This is a genomic window from uncultured Aquimarina sp., assembly GCF_947492115.1.
GTDB lineage: Bacteria > Bacteroidota > Bacteroidia > Flavobacteriales > Flavobacteriaceae > Aquimarina.
Genome location: NZ_CANLMM010000002.1, coordinates 91,319 through 110,913, shown reverse-complemented (window position 1 = coordinate 110,913; position 19,595 = coordinate 91,319). Strand labels below are relative to the sequence as shown.

At 33.6% G+C, this 19,595-nt stretch carries 11 protein-coding genes; 10 read left to right on the top strand and 1 reads right to left on the bottom strand.

What is annotated here, in order from left to right; translation table 11 throughout:
- Position 1 precedes the first annotated feature (1 nt).
- The 9 genes from Q1A73_RS05865 to Q1A73_RS05825 all read left to right on the top strand — a co-directional run bounded on the left by Q1A73_RS05865 (position 2) and on the right by Q1A73_RS05825 (position 16,015).
- Positions 2-1,486, top strand: a complete 1,485-nt coding sequence (locus tag Q1A73_RS05865; RefSeq protein WP_299602854.1) for a sulfatase-like hydrolase/transferase — start codon at positions 2-4, stop codon at positions 1,484-1,486.
- A gap of 53 nt (positions 1,487-1,539) precedes the next feature.
- Entirely contained in the window at positions 1,540-3,528 is a 1,989-nt protein-coding gene (locus Q1A73_RS05860) for a beta-L-arabinofuranosidase domain-containing protein (RefSeq protein ID WP_299602852.1), read from the top strand.
- Between the two features lie 227 nt (positions 3,529-3,755).
- On the top strand, positions 3,756-5,582 hold the full coding sequence (locus Q1A73_RS05855) for a Xaa-Pro dipeptidyl-peptidase (RefSeq protein ID WP_299602850.1): 1,827 nt from the start codon (positions 3,756-3,758) through the stop codon (positions 5,580-5,582).
- 274 nt (positions 5,583-5,856) lie between these two features.
- Positions 5,857-7,371 carry an aspartate aminotransferase family protein gene (locus tag Q1A73_RS05850; protein WP_299602849.1) on the top strand — a complete coding sequence of 505 codons (1,515 nt, stop codon included), beginning with the start codon at positions 5,857-5,859 and terminating at the stop codon, positions 7,369-7,371.
- An 8-nt stretch (positions 7,372-7,379) separates the two neighbouring features.
- Positions 7,380-8,717, top strand: a complete 1,338-nt coding sequence (locus tag Q1A73_RS05845; RefSeq protein WP_299602847.1) for a lysine N(6)-hydroxylase/L-ornithine N(5)-oxygenase family protein — start codon at positions 7,380-7,382, stop codon at positions 8,715-8,717.
- An 11-nt stretch (positions 8,718-8,728) separates the two neighbouring features.
- Positions 8,729-9,913 (top strand): MFS transporter, encoded by a 1,185-nt coding sequence (locus Q1A73_RS05840; protein ID WP_299602845.1) that lies wholly within the window; start codon positions 8,729-8,731, stop codon positions 9,911-9,913.
- A gap of 10 nt (positions 9,914-9,923) precedes the next feature.
- Complete coding sequence (locus Q1A73_RS05835) at positions 9,924-12,371, top strand: GNAT family N-acetyltransferase (RefSeq protein ID WP_299602843.1); 2,448 nt, start codon at positions 9,924-9,926, stop codon at positions 12,369-12,371.
- A gap of 13 nt (positions 12,372-12,384) precedes the next feature.
- Positions 12,385-14,829: a GNAT family N-acetyltransferase gene (locus Q1A73_RS05830; protein WP_299602841.1), complete on the top strand. Its 2,445-nt coding sequence runs from the start codon at positions 12,385-12,387 to the stop codon at positions 14,827-14,829.
- Positions 14,830-14,884: 55 nt separating this feature from the next.
- Positions 14,885-16,015, top strand: coding sequence for a heparan-alpha-glucosaminide N-acetyltransferase domain-containing protein (locus Q1A73_RS05825; protein ID WP_299602839.1), 1,131 nt, complete (start codon positions 14,885-14,887; stop codon positions 16,013-16,015).
- A gap of 33 nt (positions 16,016-16,048) precedes the next feature.
- Here Q1A73_RS05825 and Q1A73_RS05820 read toward each other — a convergent pair whose 3' ends face one another.
- Positions 16,049-17,074 (bottom strand): AraC family transcriptional regulator, encoded by a 1,026-nt coding sequence (locus tag Q1A73_RS05820; protein WP_299602837.1) that lies wholly within the window; start codon positions 17,072-17,074, stop codon positions 16,049-16,051.
- Between the two features lie 115 nt (positions 17,075-17,189).
- Between Q1A73_RS05820 and Q1A73_RS05815 the strand changes: the two genes are divergently transcribed.
- Positions 17,190-19,565 (top strand): TonB-dependent receptor, encoded by a 2,376-nt coding sequence (locus tag Q1A73_RS05815; protein ID WP_299602835.1) that lies wholly within the window; start codon positions 17,190-17,192, stop codon positions 19,563-19,565.
- Positions 19,566-19,595 lie beyond the last annotated feature (30 nt).

Sequence of the window (19,595 nt, the reverse complement as noted above, 5' to 3'; positions counted from 1 at the left end):
TATGAATTCTAATCTATATAAGACCTTAATTTGTTTAGGGATCATAACATGGAATACTTCATGTAAAAGAAATGTACAGGTTGAGATTAATAATCAAAATATTACAGAATCATCCAAAAGCGATCGACCTAATATCATATTAATTTTATGTGATGATCTTGGATATGCTGATGTAGGATTCAATGGTTCTGAGGATATTAAAACACCAGAATTAGATGCTTTGGCAGGCAATGGAATTATTTTTTCATCGGCTTATGTAGCACATCCTTTTTGCGGTCCTAGTAGAGCAGCATTAATGACAGGAAGATATCCGCATCAAATAGGTTCTCAGTACAATTTACCAAGGGCACATAATAATGCAGGGAAAGGGATTTCATTGCAAGAAACTTTTATTAGTAAAGTACTTCAGCAAGCAGGATATTATACAGGAGCTATTGGTAAATGGCATCTTGGAACTATAACTAAATATCATCCTAATAATAGGGGTTTTGATGACTTTTATGGTTTTTTAGGTGGAGGGCATAACTATTTCCCAGACCAATTTAAAGCAGCATATAAAGAACAGAAGGATGCTGGAAATACAGAAATTTGGGATTATATTACTCCCTTAGAATATAATGGAGCTGAAGTTGATGAAAATGAATATATCACAGATGCGTTATCTCGCGAAGCATCAAAATTTGTAAACAAAGCTTCAGAGAAAGATTCTCCTTTCTTTTTATATCTTTCCTATAACGCGCCGCACACTCCTTTAGAAGCTAAAGAAGAAGATTTGAAAGTATATGCTCATATCAAAGATGAAAAAAGAAAGACCTATGCTGCTATGGTACATGCCGTGGATAGAGGAGTAGGACAGCTAATAAATACTTTAGAAAAAACCGAACAATTAGAAAATACGCTTATTGTATTCCTAAGTGATAATGGAGGTAGGACAGATCAAGGTGGAAATAATTTTCCGTTAAGAGGAAGAAAAGGAAATACATCTGAAGGAGGAATTCGTGTTCCCATGTTTTTTCATTGGCCAAAAAAAATAACAAAAGGGAAGACTTTTGATTATCCAGTATCTGCTTTAGACTTTTATCCAACCTTTGCAGGATTAGCCAAGATAGAATTGCCTGATCACAAAATAGTGGACGGAAAGGATATATGGAGTGATCTGATCGTAGGGGGAAATCCTAGAAAAGGAGCACCGATTCTTACACTTAGACATAGAAAAACGAGCAATGAGGTAGGAGTTCGTTTAGATCATTGGAAAGCATATAAACCTGAACGGGCTCCTTGGAAATTGTATGATATCGAAAAAGATATTGGAGAAGAGAATGATATCAGTAATCAACATCCCGATATACTAAAGGAATTGATTGAAAAATCAAATGAATGGGCAAAAACACATTCGGATCCCGAATGGTTTCATGATGAGGAAACTGAAGAAAATTGGTATAAAATGAAAATGCCAAAGTTTGAAGAAACTTTTAAACTGAATTAACAGCTAATTACAAGTAGATTAAACCAACTTAATAAAGTATAAACCTTACAATGATGAATATTGATTTGGAAATAGAGAAAAGAGATGAATTAAAATCTGTGGGAAGCCCATTTAACAAAATGAGAGCCTTAGAAGTAACAGATTGTGAATGGACGGACGGTTTCTGGGGAAGTAAGTTTGATAAATTGTATGAGACAATGCTACCGTATATGGGAGAGGTATTATGTGGAGATATTGGTCATGCATTGAATAACTTTAAAATAGCGGCAGGAAAACAAACAGGAAAACACCAAGGGATGTTCTGGCATGATGGAGACTTCTATAAGTTTTTGGAGGCAGAAGCATATGTTTATGCTAAAACTAAAGACCATAAGTTATTAGAAAAATTGGATGAATATATTCAAATCATTGGCGATGCACAGGAAGAAGACGGATATATTCATACATATGTGCAAACTACTGATGGAGTTGATCGATTCGAAAATAGAAAATATCATGAGATGTACAATATAGGTCATCTTTTGATCAGTGCTTGTGTTCATTTTAAAGCAACTCAACAAAGAAGTTTATTAGATATAGCTATAAAACAAGCGGATCTGTTGTGCACCATTTTTATGCCAGAAACAAAACATTATGGGCGTTTTGGGTTTAACCAAACGCAGATAATGGGATTGGTAGAACTGTATAGGATTACCAAAGAGGAAAAATACTTGAGCCTGGCAAAACGCTTTATTGATAATAGAGGAAAATATGAAGTAGAACATCACTCTACTACCGAAGGATATCCAATTGGCGATATGGTACAAGAAAGAACACCCTTAAGAGAGGCTACAGAAGCTGTGGGGCATGCTGTTCTTGCCTTGTACTACTATGCTGGAGCTGCTGATGTATATGCAGAAACTGGAGAAAAAGCTCTAATTGATGCGTTGGATCGATTATGGGAAAATGTGACCGGTAAAAAAATGTATGTTACTGGAGCTGTTGGTCAAGCGCATTATGGAGCTTCTACCAATCTGGATATGATCGAAGAAGGTTTTATCGATGAATATATGATGCCTAATATGACCGCATACAATGAAACCTGTGCCAATCTCTGTAACGCCATGTTCAGTTATCGAATGCTACAAATTCATGGAGCATCGAAATATGCTGATATTATCGAGTTAGTTTTATATAATAGTGCGTTATCAGGGATAGGCATAGAAGGGAAAGATTATTTTTATGCAAATCCGCTTCGTATGATTCATAATACCAGAGATTATCAAGCGCATGAAAATATTACAGAAACACCCTATAGAAAACCATATTTAGATTGTTTTTGTTGTCCCCCAAATTTAGTAAGAACACTGGCCAAACTTTCTGGATGGGCTTATAGTCTTACAGATAATGGAGTATCGGTAAATTTATTCGGAGGGAATCATTTGAATACTGCTATGATTGATGGATCCAAGATTATACTGAAACAAGATACAGAGTACCCATGGAAAGGTATTGTGAAAATTACTGTCGAAGAATGTAAGACGACTGATTTTGAAATAAAAATCAGAATTCCGATTTGGGCAACTGGAAGTACTTTAACAGTTAATGGTGAAACGGTGACCATAGATGTTGTTCCTGGAAAATATGCAGTAGTAAATCGCTCATGGAAATCAGGTGATGTGATCGTTTTAGATATGCCAATGGAAATCACTTTTGTAGAAGGTCATCCGCGTATAGAAGAAATTCGTAATCAAATAGCGATAAAAAGAGGTCCGATCGTTTATTGTATAGAATCTCCTGATCTACCTGAGAATACTAGTATTTTAGATGTTTATATAAAAGGAAGTGAAGATTTTAAAGCAAATCATAGAGAAGATTTCTTGGGAGGAGTGACAACTATAGAAGGTGAAATTTTGATTCGCTCAGATAAATCAAATGATATTTATAATGTGGTAAAACGACCTGATTGGACTACTTACAAAGCTCAACTGGTTCCTTATTTCGCTTGGAGCAATAGGGGACAGGCGGAAATGACTGTGTTTATGCCAGTGGTTTGGAGCTAGAATATAGATTTAAGTGAATTATAGGGGTTTGGTTCATGAGAATTGAAAAGCCTACAATGCAGTTGTAGGTTTTTTTAAATAGAACAATTTTCTCCTTTTTTCTTTAGAAAAGGAAAAAATCATATTTGTATTCTATATTTGTTATATACTAAAATTAGATTGCCATTTCTGTATGGAAATCTTTTACATCTGACTAGAGATGATCGTAGTAACAAATCTCAATTGTAATGACTCATAAAAATAATACTCGTTTTCTTATAGTATTTCTATTCCTAGTAACACTCATAACTGCACAAGAAAAAGCGGTTCCTGTATTTAAAGACGGCGAAGCACAAATTGTAGAAGCTTTTAATAATCCTGGAAAGTGGATTCGTCATGATTTATGGGTGCCTACAGAATTTGATACCGACGGTGATGGAGCCTTAGATAGAATGCATGTCTCGGTAACACGTCCATATCAAACGGAAGAAGAAGGATTAAAGTTGCCTGTTATTTATGTGTCTAGTCCTTATTTTGCAGGAGTAGCTGCTAATGCAGAAGGGTTGTTTTGGGATGTACAGCATGAACTTGGAGCGCAGCCAAAGCCAAGAACGCATGTAGAGGTTGTAAGAAGAGGACAAAGACCAATCATTTCCAATTCACATATTCATAAATGGGTTCCAAGAGGATATATTGTAGTACATTCTTCTTCTCCAGGAACAGGATTATCACAAGGAGCTCCTACCGTAGGAGGAGATAACGAATCCTTAGCCCCAAAAGCTGTGATTGATTGGTTATGCGGTCGCATTGATGGATTTACAGAGCCATTAGGAGGAAAAAAGATAAAGGCATATTGGTCTACAGGAAAAGTTGGAATGACAGGAACTTCTTATAACGGAACGATTCCTTTAGCAGCGGCAACTACGGGAGTAAAAGGTTTAGAAGCTATTATTCCTGTTGCACCTAATACTTCTTATTATCATTACTACAGATCTAATGGATTAGTACGTTCTCCAGGTGGGTATTTAGGAGAAGATATTGATGTATTATATGATTTTATTCATAGTGGAGATGAATCGAAACGTCCTTATAATAATAAGACAGTGCGAGATACGGAGATGAAAAATGGGATGGATAGAATAACAGGTGATTATAATGATTTTTGGGCTGGCAGAGATTACTTAAATCATATGAAACCTATGAAAGCTGCACTATTAATGTCACATGGTTTTAATGATTGGAATGTAATGCCAGAACATAGTTATAGAATCTATAAGAAAGCAAAAGAAATGGGAATTCCTTCTCAGATCTATTATCATCAGAATGGACATGGCGGTCCACCACCAATGACGATGATGAATAAATGGTTTACTAGATATTTACATGGAGTAGAAAATGAAGTCGAAAAAGATGCACGCGCCTGGATTGTTAGAGAAAACGATCCACAGGATAAACCAACACCCTATAAAGAATATCCTAATCCTGAAGCTATGGATGTAACCTTTTTTCCAAATGCTGGAGGTAAAGAAACTGGTATGTTAAGTGCGACTAAACCAAGTAAACAAGGCTTGGAAAAGTTAATTGATAACTATAATTTCTCTGGGGATTCGTTAGCAATGATACCATCATCTAATCACCGTTTACTATATACAACGCCAATACTAAAAGAAGATATTCACATATCTGGAACTTGTAAAGTAAACATAAAACTTGCTAGTAGTAAAGAAGCGGCAAATCTTTCTGTTTGGTTGGTATCCCTCCCATGGAAAAAGAAAACTAGAAAAATTACAAATAATATCATTACCCGTGGTTGGGCAGATCCGCAAAATCATAAATCCTTAACGGATAGTGAACCTCTTAAGCCAGGAGCATTTTATGAATTGTCTTTTGAACTACAACCAGATGATCAAATCATTAAAAAGGGACAGCAAATTGGATTCATGATTTTTTCTAGTGATAGTCAGTTTACTTTATTGCCAGAACCAGGAACAGAACTTACCATTGATATCGATAAAACATCTATTACCATTCCTATTGTTGGAGGTGCTGAAGCATTTGAAAAGGCAGTAAAATAAGTATAGATTGATTTTAATGAATCCATCAAGTAGTTAATGTTAGTTTGGATAATATTAGAAATGGATTGATACTAAGGGAAATATTGTTTTAGTATATCTACCTAGCAATAACTTTTACTTCTGTAAACGATTTAATGCGTTGATAAATAGAAGTATGGTAATGAAAAACTCCCTCATATACTAACTACGTCTTTTTTTATCCTAGATACGTCATAAATATATTTTTGTTTGCATCTACATTTGTAAAACTTATTTAGATCAAATAAAAATAATAATGTTATTCGATACTCAAACGAACTTGACCGTTGATCAAAAAGTTGATCATTTTTTCGATGCGCAATCGAAATATACTTACGAAAATTATATTCATAAGGCTTTACAATACGTAATGTCTTTCTTGGATAGAGATCATTTTTATCCGGGAGAAATATGTGATTTTGAGGAAAAAAAACACTTGTTGTCTTCTGATAATAATGAAACACTTTCGATCACTCAGGCATTAGAAGAAATCAAGGAATTGTATTTAGATCATACCATTGCCTTTCATCATCCAAGTTATGTAGCACATTTAAATTGTCCTGTCTTGCTACCTGCCTTAGTTGGCGATTTGATAGCTTCTTCAGTAAATACTGCAATTGAAACCTGGGATCAGAGTATTTCCGCAACTTATATAGAACAGGAAATGATTCGATGGATTTGTAATAAAATGAATTTACCTTCTACATCAGACGGAGTGTTTACTAGTGGAGGTACACAATCCAATTTTATGGCATTATTGATAGCTAGAGATGATTATGCTTTTAGGCATTTTGGACTGAATCTAAAAGAGAATGGCTGGTCAGATGAGGTATCTAAGTTTCGATTTTTTTGTTCGGATAAAGCACATTTTAGCATTAAAAAGAATGCTGCATTAATGGGAATGGGATATGACGCAGTAATTCCAGTGAGTACTGATGAGAAAATGAAGATGAAACCAGAAGCATTAGTACAGGCAATTGAAAAGGAAAAACAATTAGGAAATATACCTGTAGCAGTTGTAGCAACAGTAGGAACTACTGATTTTGGAAGTTTTGACCCGATTGATATCATTGCTAAAATTGCCAAAGAATATGACATATGGTTTCATGTAGATGGAGCCTATGGTGGTAGTTATGTGTTAACTGAAACGCATCGCCATCTTCTAAAGGGAATAGAACATGCAAATTCTGTAACTATAGATTTTCATAAAACCATGTTTCAGCCAGTTTGTTCCAGTGCCTTTTTAGTAAATGACACGAAATATTTTAAATATGTTTCTTACTACGCAGATTATCTAAACCCATTAGAACATAGAGATTTGGAATGTCCAAATCTGATAGAAAAGTCTATTCAAACAACTAGAAGATTTGATGCGCTGAAACTCTGGTTTACCCTAAAGATGACAGGCGAGAAAAACATTGGAGCTTTTCTAGAAAAAGTACATTATCTGGCACTCGATCTCTATTACAGTATTAAGGATGACCCATATTTTGAGCTTGTCCATAAACCAGAACTAAGCACATTGGTATTTAGATTTAAGGATACTAAAATAGAGTCAGATCATGTTCATGATACCATCAATTTATATATAAAAAACACCTTATTTAAATCAGGTCAGGCTTCTGTAGCAAGTACAAAGTTTGACCAGAAAATATATTTGAAGTTTACATTATTAAATCCGAAAAGCACCATTGATGATCTGTTGTATATCATTAAAATGATTAAGGAAACAGGACTGAGTTACCTAACAGAAAAGTCATCATTAATTTAAAAAGTATCATGAAAAGAGAAGAAAAGATATTTGATTTTATAGCAGTTGGAGTAGGGCCCATGAATTTAGGATTAGCTTGTTTAACAGCTCCTATTTCTGAATTGGATGGTTTGTTTCTTGATAAAAAAGAACAATTTGATTGGCATCCAGGAATGATGCTTCAGGATACTACATTGCAGATTCCTTTTATGGCAGATTTGGTAACCTTAGCAGATCCAACCAATCCTTTTAGTTTTCTTAATTATATCAAAGAGCAGGGTAGAATCTACTCGTTTTATATTCGTGAAAACTTTTTGTTGTTACGAAAAGAATACAATCAATATTGTCAATGGGCGATAGGTAAATTATCGAATGTTCAGTTTTCAACAGAAGTATTAGAAATTGCATATAGCGAAAAAGAAAAATGTTATACCGTATTTTCTAAATGCGCAAAGACAAACGGTAGAAAAGTTTTCAAAACCAAAAGAATCGTATTAGGTACGGGCACTAGTCCTTATGTACCAGATTGCTGTAAGACTTTAAAAAATGAAGCGATTCATTCTAGTGCATATCTTCCAAATAAAGAAAAGTTACAGTCCAAAAAATCGATAACGGTTGTAGGCAGTGGGCAGAGTGCAGCTGAGATTTTTTATGATTTATTACAGGAAATTGATGATAAAGGTTATGAATTAAATTGGATTACAAGATCGCCTAGATTTTTCCCGTTGGAATATTCCAAATTAACCTTAGAAATGACTTCTCCGGAGTATGTGGATTATTTCTATAATCTATCAGGTGCTAAGCGGAATCAATTGATTAAAAATCAAAAACACTTATATAAAGGAATCAATCAGGATCTTATTGCAGCTATTTTTGATATGATCTATACCAAAAGAGTTGTAGAAGGTAATATTAACATCAATCTACGTACTAATTCTGAGTTAAAAAGTGCTGTTTTTGATGATACATTAAACAAATTTTATGTAGAAATACATCAACACGAACAGGATAAGTACTATAAACATACTACAGAAGGATTAGTACTCGCGACAGGATATCAGTATCAATTACCACAATTTATAGATGGTATTAAGGATCGAATTCGATGGGATGAACAAGGAAGATATGGTGTACATCGTAATTATGCTATTGATCACCAAGCAAGCGAAATCTTTGTGCAAAATGCAGAACTACATACTCATGGTTTTGTTACTCCAGATTTAGGTATGGCTGCGTATCGTAATTCCTATATCATCAAGGAACTGACTGGTACAGATTATTACCCGATTGAAAAACGTATCGCATTTCAGCAGTTCGAAGTAACGGAAGATGAAGAAATTATGATGGAAAGATCATTGTTATCCTAATGTATAATTAGATGAAGAATTTCTTAATCATAATGACATTGGTAGCTGTAGTAAGTGATTATTTGTTGCATCCGTTTTATCCACAGTTTTTTGAAGCTCGGTTTGGAGTTAAAAATCCAGAGCTGGTAGGATATTATTTTGCAGCGATTTGTTTTATGGTGATGATTGCATTTCCGTTCTGGGCATATGTTTCTAAAAGAGTAGCAGAGCTTCATATTCTAGTATATACCCAATGTATTGCTGGAATTTTGGCACTCTGTTGTTATGCAACTGATTCTTACGTCAATTTCTGGATCATCTCATTAGTGATGGTGCTTTTTAAGGGAAGTTATTTATTAGTCTATCCGTATATCCTTAAAATTATTTCAAAAACAGAACATCCAACTACGATTGGGATATTATCAGTAGTGGTGCATCTGGGCGGGATATTAGGAGCTGTTATTGGTGGAGCTACAGTAGATTTTATAAATGCGAGTTATATATTTTTAATTATGGCACTTGGAGATTTTATCCAAATGGGTATGAGTGCTTTTCTTTTAAGAAGTAAAAAATATAACACTACCAAAATTTCTGATCCAGAAAATACTAATACAGAAACTAAAAAGAAGGTAATCCCAAAAGGATTTATATTAAAAATAGGAATCATTACGATGGTTCTATATTTCAGTGACTTTTTGATAAGACCATTTTTTGTAGCCTATTGGGAAAGTATATCTGAATATAGTTCCAAATTGATTTCGGGAGTGATGTATGCGATACCCGGATTTGTAGCCCTAATCGCTTTATGGATTAATACAAAAGGAAAGCAATTAGAAAACAAATTTGGAGCAATAATTCCAATATTAATGCTTGGTATTCTTGGACTTTTGTTACAAGGAATTCCTGATACGACTACCACAATTGTCGGTAGAATTATTTATGGTTGGGCTATTTTTCAAGGTGTGGTAAAATTCGATGTATTGCTTTTTGAATTTAGTACACCAGATTCTTATGCTATGGACTACAGTAAAGTTCACTTTTTTCAAAATTTGGGCGTATTACTGTCTTCTTTTTCTGTAGGTCTATTAGTAGAATATAACGGATTACAAATCCCATTTATAGTAGCGCTTGGTGGTTTTGTGATTACCTTATTATTGTACTATTTCATTTTTAAAACAGGTGTAAAACGGACTTCTGAATTACTCCTAAAATCATAAGATATTCTAAATGGAAAAATTAGAAAACCATATTCAGCATTCATATCACAGCATTTACTCAAAGTTCTTTTCCGATTTTGGAACTATCGATATAAGACCCTTTTGGTTATCTGAAGATTCAGAAACTCTTCAAGAATGGGTAAATATGGATTATGCATTTTTTTGGGGAATGCAAGGATATACACTACAACAAGTAAGGCAAGAATATGCTCGATTGATGGAACCAGAACATTATGATGTCTTTGTAGGTGTATTTCAAGGGAAACCAATCTTTGTATTAGAACGATATAACCCTAAAGAAGATATCATACATACGTTATATCCATCACAACATGGGGACTGCGGGATTCATATTATTGTGGCTCCGCCATATGTTAAGATTCCAAATTTTACTTGGTATTTGTTCACTGCCATCATGGAGTTTGTTTTTAAAGACCCCAACGTTGACAGAATACTAGTAGAACCTGATATCCGTAATAAAAAGATGTTTGCCCTATGCCAGCGCATAGGTTTTCAGTTAGATAAAATTATTGAACTCCCAAACAAAACTGCGCAACTCGCATTTTTAACAAGGGAATCATTTGACAAAATGAAGTCAATTTCAAAAATAAATAAGAGAAGTGCTATGAATACACTAGACAATGCCGTTTCACCCCAACAATCAATAGCTCACTTACAACCAGAAGTATGGAATAAAGTGAATACTCTTTTTGTAACGAAAGCCATTACAGAATTTAGCCATGAACTTTTGATACAACCTGTTGTTTTAGAACAGTTAGAAAATGGCTGGAATAGTTATATATTAAAAACAGATAATCCTACCATACAATACCAGTTTAATGCAAAACCACTCGCATTAAATCACCTTTGGATCCGTTCAGAGTCCATTAAAAAATACAATGAGAGCGAATCTGTTAGTATCGATGGTATTCTGTTTATTAAAGAATTTAGAAAACAGTTGGGTATAAAAGATACTCAAATGCCAGTATATCTTGAAGAAATCATAAGTACGCTGTACGGAAGCGCATTTAAATTTTTAAAAGGAAATCCAACTTCAGAGGAGCTTGCTACCTCAGATTTTCAAACTATCGAACAGTCCATGACCGAGGGGCATCCTGGTTTTGTCGCTAATAATGGGCGTATTGGTTTTGATAGTAGTGATTTTAGGTCGTACGCTCCTGAAGCTGGAAATTCTTTTTCATTACTTTGGTTAGCAGGTCATAAAAGTAGAGCGGTGTATGCAGGCATACACGCATTACCCTACGAAACTCTAATACAACAAGAGTTAGATGCGGATACCATCCGAGTATTTAAAGAAACAATACAAAACAAAGGTTTTGATCCAGAAGACTATTTCTTCATTCCGATGCACCCTTGGCAATGGTTTAATAAGTTAGCCAATATATTTTCACCAGAGATTGCAACAGGAAATTTAATTTGTTTAGGATACGGTCCAGATCAATATCTAGCACAGCAATCCATTAGAACCTTATTTAATAATACCAATCCCAAAAAGTTCTATACCAAAACAGCACTTTCCATTTTAAACATGGGATTCATGAGAGGACTTCCTTTATATTATTTGGGTACAGCTCCTAAAATGGCAGTTTGGTTAGAAGAGTTGTTATATGAAGATCCATATATTCAGGAAACAGGTTTTAGAATGCTCAGCGAAATTGCCTCTGTAAGTTATGTGAATCCTTATTTCGAAGAATTTGGACCACACAATGATTACAATAAAATGTTAGCATCGCTTTGGCGAGAAAGTCCAGCGGCAAATATTACAGAAAAACAACAGGCTATGACTATGGCGGCTTTCCTGCATATCGATCACATAGGGGAAGCATTACTGCCAAAGATTATTCAAAAGTCTGGATTGTCAATCGGAGGATGGCTAGAAAAGTATTTGAAAGCGTATTTGAGCCCACTTTTACATTGCTTTTATCATTTCGATTTGGTGTTTATGCCACATGGAGAGAATATTATCATGGTTTTAGAAGATCATATTCCTGTAAAAGCATTTTTAAAAGATATTACCGAAGAGGCTTGCATTTTAAGTCCAGATGTAATACTACCAGACCATCTAAAACGCATGTACGCTCCAGTACCAGAAGACGTGAAACTATTATCTGTTTTTACAGATATATTCGATGGTTTTTTCAGGTTTATGTCACAAATATTAGAAGCACATGCGGATTTCGAGGAAACAGAATTTTGGAAAGTTGTTGCTCAGGTAATTCAGGAATATCAAGACCGTTATCCAGAAAAAGAAGCAAAGTTTCAGCAATACGACTTATTTGCACCAGAGTTTCATTTATCCTGTTTGAACAGATTACAACTAAACAATCATAAACAGATGATTGATTTAGATGATCCTGTTGCTTTACTTCAGTTTGCTGGTAAATTGAAAAATCCAATTGCAGCCTATAGAAAAGATTTAGTTAATGTCATCTCATAATTCACTTTATATTATGAACAATATAGGAACCATTCAAAATATCGTGTTCTCTAGGACGATAGAAAATTTTGGAACTATACATCTACGTTATTTAGATTTTGATAGCGACATTAATACGATCCATCAATGGGTAACGAATCCCTATGCCAAGTATTGGGGAATGCTGGATAGTACATTGGCTGAAGTTCAGTCGGAATATGAAACACTGGTTTCCAGAAAGGATTATGATGTATTTGTAGGTGTTTACAATGGAGTTCCCATCTTTTTAATGGAAAAATACAAGGCATCTACCGATCGAGTTGCAGAACATTATGCTGTTAAAGACACAGATTATGGGATGCACATTTTGGTTGCGCCCTCAGAAGAAAAGATTACAGGATTTACCTGGAATGTTTTTAGTACGGTGCTTGAATATTTTTTTCAATTACCCGAAGTGGAAAGAGTAGTTGTGGAACCAGATGTCAGAAATGAAAAGATTCATAGGCTTAATAAGAAAGCAGGGTTTGTTTATCAAAAAGAAATAGAATTGCCTGAAAAAACTGCCGCCTTAGCTTTTTGCGAAGCCGAAGATTATAAAATAGCGAAAAAAGCTCTGCACGAAAATAATAATCCAATGACCAACTTACATACCAACCAACTAGAAACCTCAGATACTCACCTTAATCCAACTACTTGGACCAAAGTAAACAGCGCTTTAGTGGCCAAAGCGATTAGTGAATTTGCCCACGAATTACTTTTAAAACCAGTTAAGCAAACTAATCATAGTCAACTTAATACCTATCAACTGCAAGCTGATAATCCATCTATTGTTTATGAATTTAAAGCCAAAATATACGCACTAGATCATTGGGATATTGATGCGGAATCCATCATAAAAAAAGTAAATCATAAATCAGTGCCTATTGATGCATTAAAATTTGTAGTAGACTTTGTATATACTTTGGAAATACCAAAACATTTATTATCAGTATACTTAGAAGAAATCTCTAGTACACTTTCTAGTGCTGCTTATAAAGAAGTGAATAGTACTTTTTCTGCTAAAGAATTGGTCAATAATTCCTTTCAAGTTATCGAACATGCGATGACAGAAGGCCACCCTTGTTTTGTAGCTAATAATGGTAGAATAGGTTTTGATCATCAGGATTATCTACAGTATACTCCAGAAGCAGATACACCTTTTAAAATTTATTGGGTAGCAGGACATAAGAGTAAAACTACTTTTACCTCTGTAGATTCATACGAATATAAAACTTTTATAAAGGAAGAACTTGGAATACAATTAATAGCAAAATTTAATACCAAATTAGAGTCTTTAGGATTAGAGACAAGCTCTTACATTTTTATTCCTGTGCATCCATGGCAATGGAATAATAAGATACTTCATGTATTTGCGGCAGATATAGCAAATCAAAATTTGGTGTTTTTGGGTGAAGGTGAGGATTATTTTTCTGCACAACAATCCATCAGAACATTGTATAATAAAAGTAATCCTGAAAAGATGTATACCAAAACGGCCTTATCTATCTTAAATATGGGGTTTATGCGTGGACTTTCGCCTTCTTACATGCAAAGCACACCGCATATAACCACTTGGATAACTGATTTGTTGGAGAAAGACCAATATTTAGAAAAACAGGGTTTCACAATGCTAGGTGAAGTAGCTACTGTAGGTTTTCAAAATACCTATTATGAACTATTAGGCAAAACAAATGCCCATAATAAAATGTTATCTGCTTTATGGCGAGAAAGTCCTCATAGTAAAATACACGAGAATCAACAATTAATGACTATGGCAGCGTTACTTCATAAGGATTCGCTTGGTAACTCTTTAATTGTTGCATTGATCAACGCTGCTTCTTGTGAGGTTAACCTTTGGGTCAGAAAATATTTAAGCGCTTATCTGTCTCCTTTATTACACTGTTTTTATAAGTATGGTTTCGTTTTTATGCCTCATGGCGAAAACATTATTATGGTATTAGAAAATCATCTTCCTGTAAAAATTTTGATGAAAGATATCACAGAAGAAGTTATTGTTTTTAATCCAGAATTAGAGTTACCAAAAAAAGTAAAACGATTGTATACAGAAACTTCTGATAAGATGAAAGTGCTTAGCATTTTTACAGATGTATTTGATTGCTTTTTTAGGTTTTTGGCTCCTATTTTGGAAAAAGAGATATCATTTGCGGAAGAAGATTTTTGGAAAGAAGTTGCATTATGTATTCATTCTTATCAAGAAGAGCATCCAGAATTACAATCCAAATTTGATAGGTATGATCTCTTTGTGCCAGAATTTGATAGGTGTTGTCTCAATAGATTACAGCTTAAAAACACGCAACAAATGCTAAATCTTGCAGATCCAATGGCAAGTTTAATCTTAGAAGGAACCTTAGAAAACCCCATAGTAAAGTTTAAAAACATGGATCACTTAAGAGACAAAGAAGAAGTTGCTATAGTGTAACCCATTTTAATGTATTTAAAATTTAAAATTTTAATAGAAATCCAAACAAACTAACATGGAACTACAAAAAAAGACATCACAAGTGACACTACAAAACAATAGGATTTTAGCTATTGATTTTGGGAGAGGATTTAGTGTAATTGCCATGATAATGGTACATACCTTATGGATTCATGCACAACAAAATGTTCAGTCAGATACTTTTTTAGGGCATTTTATTCATTTTGTAGGAAGAGGTACACCAGTTTTTCTAATAACGATGGGTGTGTCTTTTATGATCTCTAGAAATCAGAGTATTCAAAGTGCAGTGAAACGTGGAATATTAATTCTTGGAGTAGCTTATTTAATGAATTTTCTAAAGTTTCTCGTTCCCATTTTGATTGGACTTGTGCCAGACAGTTTTATAGCTGCATATGGATGGGAAAATCCCTTGGATATTGAAAAATATGTGTATCTCTTACTAACAGGTGATATCTTACAATTAGCAGGAATATCCTTATTGATATTGGCATTTGTAAGAGCTTATTTTAAAAATAAATTTTTGATTTTAGGATTGACTATTATAATTGCTTTTTTATCTGTAGAATTAAGAGGATTTCAATCAGGAATAGTAGGATTAAGCTATATTACTCAATTGTTGTGGAGTGATGGATACTGGGTGTATTTCTCTGTATTTCCTTGGATTTCATTTATACTATTAGGAATGTTTTTTGGACAATGGTATATAGAAATGGACTATGATCAAAATAAGTTATTTAAGAGAATGTTTATAGGCGGTATCATCTGCATACTCGTTGGAGCGCCTTTAGTGTTTATAAGTGAAGAGTATCATTTCAATGATTTTTTCCATTTAGGACCAGGAGGTGTTATTTACCTTGCAGGATGGAACTTTGCGGTATTGTCTTTATTTCATTGGTTGCTTGCAAAAACTAAAAACAATTGGGTATATAGAACCTTTTATTATTGTAGTAAGCATGTTACCTCATTATATGTGATTCAATGGGTTTTAATTTGTTGGGGGATGATATTTTTTGGTTTTCAAAGTATGAATGAATTGGATACAATTCTATTAATGCCATTGTTTATAGGGCTAACATTTATGATACATTTCATTTTTATCAAATTGAAAAAAAGTCTTACATCTAATAGGTATTTCTTTAAACGAAAATTATCGGTAGAAAGTTAGTGATTTAGGAAAAGTGTAAGGATAGAATAATAGTTAAGATAAATTATTTTCAGAAGATAATTTTGTTCGATATTTTTTAGGGGTCATGCCTTCTATTTTTTTGAAAGCAGCGGTAAAATGAGTAGAGTTTTTATACCCTACTAATTCTGAAATCTCGTAGATCGGTTTTTTGCTATGAAGTAGTAATTGTCGAGCCCTATTCATTCTTAATTCCGTAGCATATTCAAAGATTGTTTTACCAAACAGTTCTTTAAATTCTTTTTTAAGAATGAAATCATTAATGCCTACTTGTCTCGATAAGTCATGAATAGAGTATTGCTTAGACAGATCGGAGCTGATCAAATGCTGAATATTATAAAGCTTTTTAACAATATGATCGGTAGCAGTAATGTGATTAGTTTTAGATTTCCTAGAAGTGTCTTCCAGTTTTAAGGCAACAAGTTCTAGTACCTTGGATTCAAGAAATAACCGCTTTAATAATCCGTTTCGTTTGTCTATTAAAATTTCGGTAAGAATGTTCTGGGTTTTGGAGCATAATGGTTTTAAAAAATTCTCTTTTAGTTTTAATAAAGAGTGTGTTTCCAGAATATTGTATTCTTCATCTAATCGATGTCTTTTGATAAACTCTTTGCTCATTCTTACTTTAACTTCTTTCAATCGTTTCCTTTTGTGATAGGAAACACTTCCTTTTATATGTTCTAAATACAATAGATAACATTCTTGACTTTCATAGATTAGATCTTTTGATATACCGTAGATTTTGATGATTTGTTCTCCTTCAATCAAAAAAGACATTTCTAAAAAATCGCTTGAAGTAGCACCTTCGATGTGCAAGTCCTTTTCAAATAAAACATCAAAAATTGTGATAGATAATCCTTCAAATTTATGTTTTAGAAAATACCCAACACCATAGTCCTTTAAAAACTGAAATTTTTTAGAGCTAATTCCGCAGCGATCATAGGTGTTTATAAGCTCAGAAACAGTATATAAAGTATTCGTTTTTTGAGCATTGTCCATCTCTTTATAAGTCAAATTATTTTTACGTCTTTTTTTATCCATAATGCGTCATTTTTCTCTTCCCTTAGATCCTAATTTTGCATTCTAAATTTATTTAGACTAATTATAAATAGTTATTATTTGGGTCGCTAAAATAGATAAAAAATCGTTACAGTCAGTGGTTATTTTAAAAAGAAAAATTAATGTCTTTTTAATGCTTTTGGTTACACTTTGTTGTCAAAGTCAAGCATTACTTAAGGGAGTGGTCATAGATGAAAAATCCCAACCAATACCCGAAGCTTCTATACGTGTTTTGGAGTTAAATAATATTGGTACTACCACTAATTTTGATGGGAAATTTAATCTGTCGATTCCAGAGGGTTATTATACTTTACAGACTAGTTTTATTGGTTTTGAAACAAACTTATTAGAGGTAAGAGTTGATGCTAATGAAGAAAGATTTATTCGTATTGTTCTAAAGGAAAACATAGAAGAGCTTAACGATGTCATTGTTAAGTCTAAAACTGCGGGTCAGAAAGCAAAAGAAAAGGCTTTTGAAGTAGAAGTGATTGAAATTAAGGAGCTTAAAAACACTAGCGCGGATATCAATTCGATTTTAACTACGATCCCTGGTGTTAATGTGCGACAACGTGGTGGTTTAGGTTCAGCTTTTGATTTTTCATTAAATGGTTTGTCAGGAAAACAGGTAAAATTCTTTATAGATGGAATTCCCATTGAAAATTTCGGAAGTTCTTTATCATTAAATAATTTTTCTGCCACTCTGATAGAAAGAGCAGAAATTTATAAAGGTGTTGTTCCTATTCATTTAGGAGCTGACGCCTTAGGTGGTGCTGTAAATATTATAACCAATAGAAGAAGAAAGGATTTTCTTGATGTATCGTATGATGTTGGTTCTTTCAACACGCATCGAGCAACAATTAATGCGCAACATTACAGTAAAAAAGGATGGATGTTTCAGCTATCATCTTTTTATAACCATTCTGATAATAATTATACGATTGATGATATCGAAGTAAGAGACGAATTAGGTAATGATACAGGAATTAGACGTGATGACGTAGAACGATTTCATGATGCCTATAATTCTCAGATGATTACGGTTAAGACCGGAATGTTAGAAAAATCATTTGCAGATCGATTGATCTTGGGATTTACTGCTTCAGCTAATGAAAATGAAATACAACATCCTATAGATCCACAAAACCCATTTGGAGAGGTGTTCTCAGAAAATGATATTGTTTCTGGATCTATTGAGTATGAAAAAAACAATCTTCTTAAAGATAGGTTGAGGTTAAAAATCTACGGATCCATTACTAGAAATAGAGAGAAAGTGGTAGATACTTCATCAAGAAAGTACGATTGGTTTGGAAATTTTATTGAACGCGGTGATCAAACTTTAGGAGAATTTGAAGCTAGTAAAACCTTATTCGAGTTTAAAGATAATCTTCATTTGATAAATGCTTTAGCTAGTTATAATTTAAGTGATAATCATTCCGTAAGTCTTAATTACACCAAGAATTATATAAGACGTAAAGGAGAGGACGAAGCACGAACAGGAAGAATAGCATTTCAAGATCCTCACATTGTAAATAAAAATATTGTAGGGCTTTCTTATGATTTCAATTTACTAGAAAATAGATGGAAAACAGCCATTTTTTCTAAAGGATATCTCCTGAATTCAGAAGGAATTGTAGAGGATCTTTTTGCCAGTACTGAGGAAGAACGCTTTGCCAAATTTGAAAATACGTTTGAAGAGTTAGGATACGGTTTAGCAACGACTTTTAAGATTGTACCTGATTTTCAGATCAAAGGTTCTTTTGAACGAACATTTAGAATTCCTGAAGGATATGAAGTTTTTGGAGATGGATTTTTATTAAAGTCTAACCCTACATTATTACCAGAAGAAAGTTACAATGTCAATCTAGGTGCTCTTTTTAATACAGAAATTAATAAACTCAAGCTCCAGTTGGATAGTAATATCTTTTTTAGAGATGCTAAAAATTTTATTGCCATAAGATCTGAAGGTATCTTCTCGAGATATTATAATACTGCTGATGCCAGAAGTACGGGAATTGAAGGAGAAATTAGAATGCTGTATAATAATTTTTTCTTTTTAGATCTCAACGCTACTTACCAAAACATTATTGATCAAAACGCGGGAGAAAATGCAGGTGTTGATTTTTTAAAAAATCAACGTATCGCCAATATCCCTTATCTATTCGGCAATGCTCGAATAGGAGGTAGATTCAAAAACGTATTTGCTACAAAAGATCAATTCAATATCTCATGGAATACATACTACGTGCATGAATACCCACTTACTTCTTTTGTAGAAGGGAATCCAGAGGATAGAGATATTATTCCGGAGCAACTGTCACATAATTTAGAGTTGGGATATTCTTTCAAAGATGGCAGGTATAACCTATCGGTACTGACAAGAAACATCACAGATGCTAAGATCTACGACAATTTCGAGATTCAGCAACCTGGAAGAGCTTTCTACGTGAAACTACGATACTATATATCAAACTAAAATAATTTTTAAACATCAAAATCATATACA

Bases quoted from the DNA above. Each gene is read 5' to 3' on its own strand.
- Q1A73_RS05860 (WP_299602852.1), top strand. From the start codon at position 1,540: ATGAATATTGATTTGGAAATAGAGAAAAGAGATGAATTAAAATCTGTG.
- Q1A73_RS05835 (WP_299602843.1), top strand. From the start codon at position 9,924: ATGGAAAAATTAGAAAACCATATTCAGCATTCATATCACAGCATTTAC.
- Q1A73_RS05820 (WP_299602837.1), bottom strand. From the start codon at position 17,074: ATGGATAAAAAAAGACGTAAAAATAATTTGACTTATAAAGAGATGGAC.
- Q1A73_RS05830 (WP_299602841.1), top strand. From the start codon at position 12,385: ATGAACAATATAGGAACCATTCAAAATATCGTGTTCTCTAGGACGATA.
- Q1A73_RS05825 (WP_299602839.1), top strand. From the start codon at position 14,885: ATGGAACTACAAAAAAAGACATCACAAGTGACACTACAAAACAATAGG.
- Q1A73_RS05845 (WP_299602847.1), top strand. From the start codon at position 7,380: ATGAAAAGAGAAGAAAAGATATTTGATTTTATAGCAGTTGGAGTAGGG.
- Q1A73_RS05840 (WP_299602845.1), top strand. From the start codon at position 8,729: ATGAAGAATTTCTTAATCATAATGACATTGGTAGCTGTAGTAAGTGAT.
- Q1A73_RS05850 (WP_299602849.1), top strand. From the start codon at position 5,857: ATGTTATTCGATACTCAAACGAACTTGACCGTTGATCAAAAAGTTGAT.
- Q1A73_RS05855 (WP_299602850.1), top strand. From the start codon at position 3,756: ATGACTCATAAAAATAATACTCGTTTTCTTATAGTATTTCTATTCCTA.
- Q1A73_RS05865 (WP_299602854.1), top strand. From the start codon at position 2: ATGAATTCTAATCTATATAAGACCTTAATTTGTTTAGGGATCATAACA.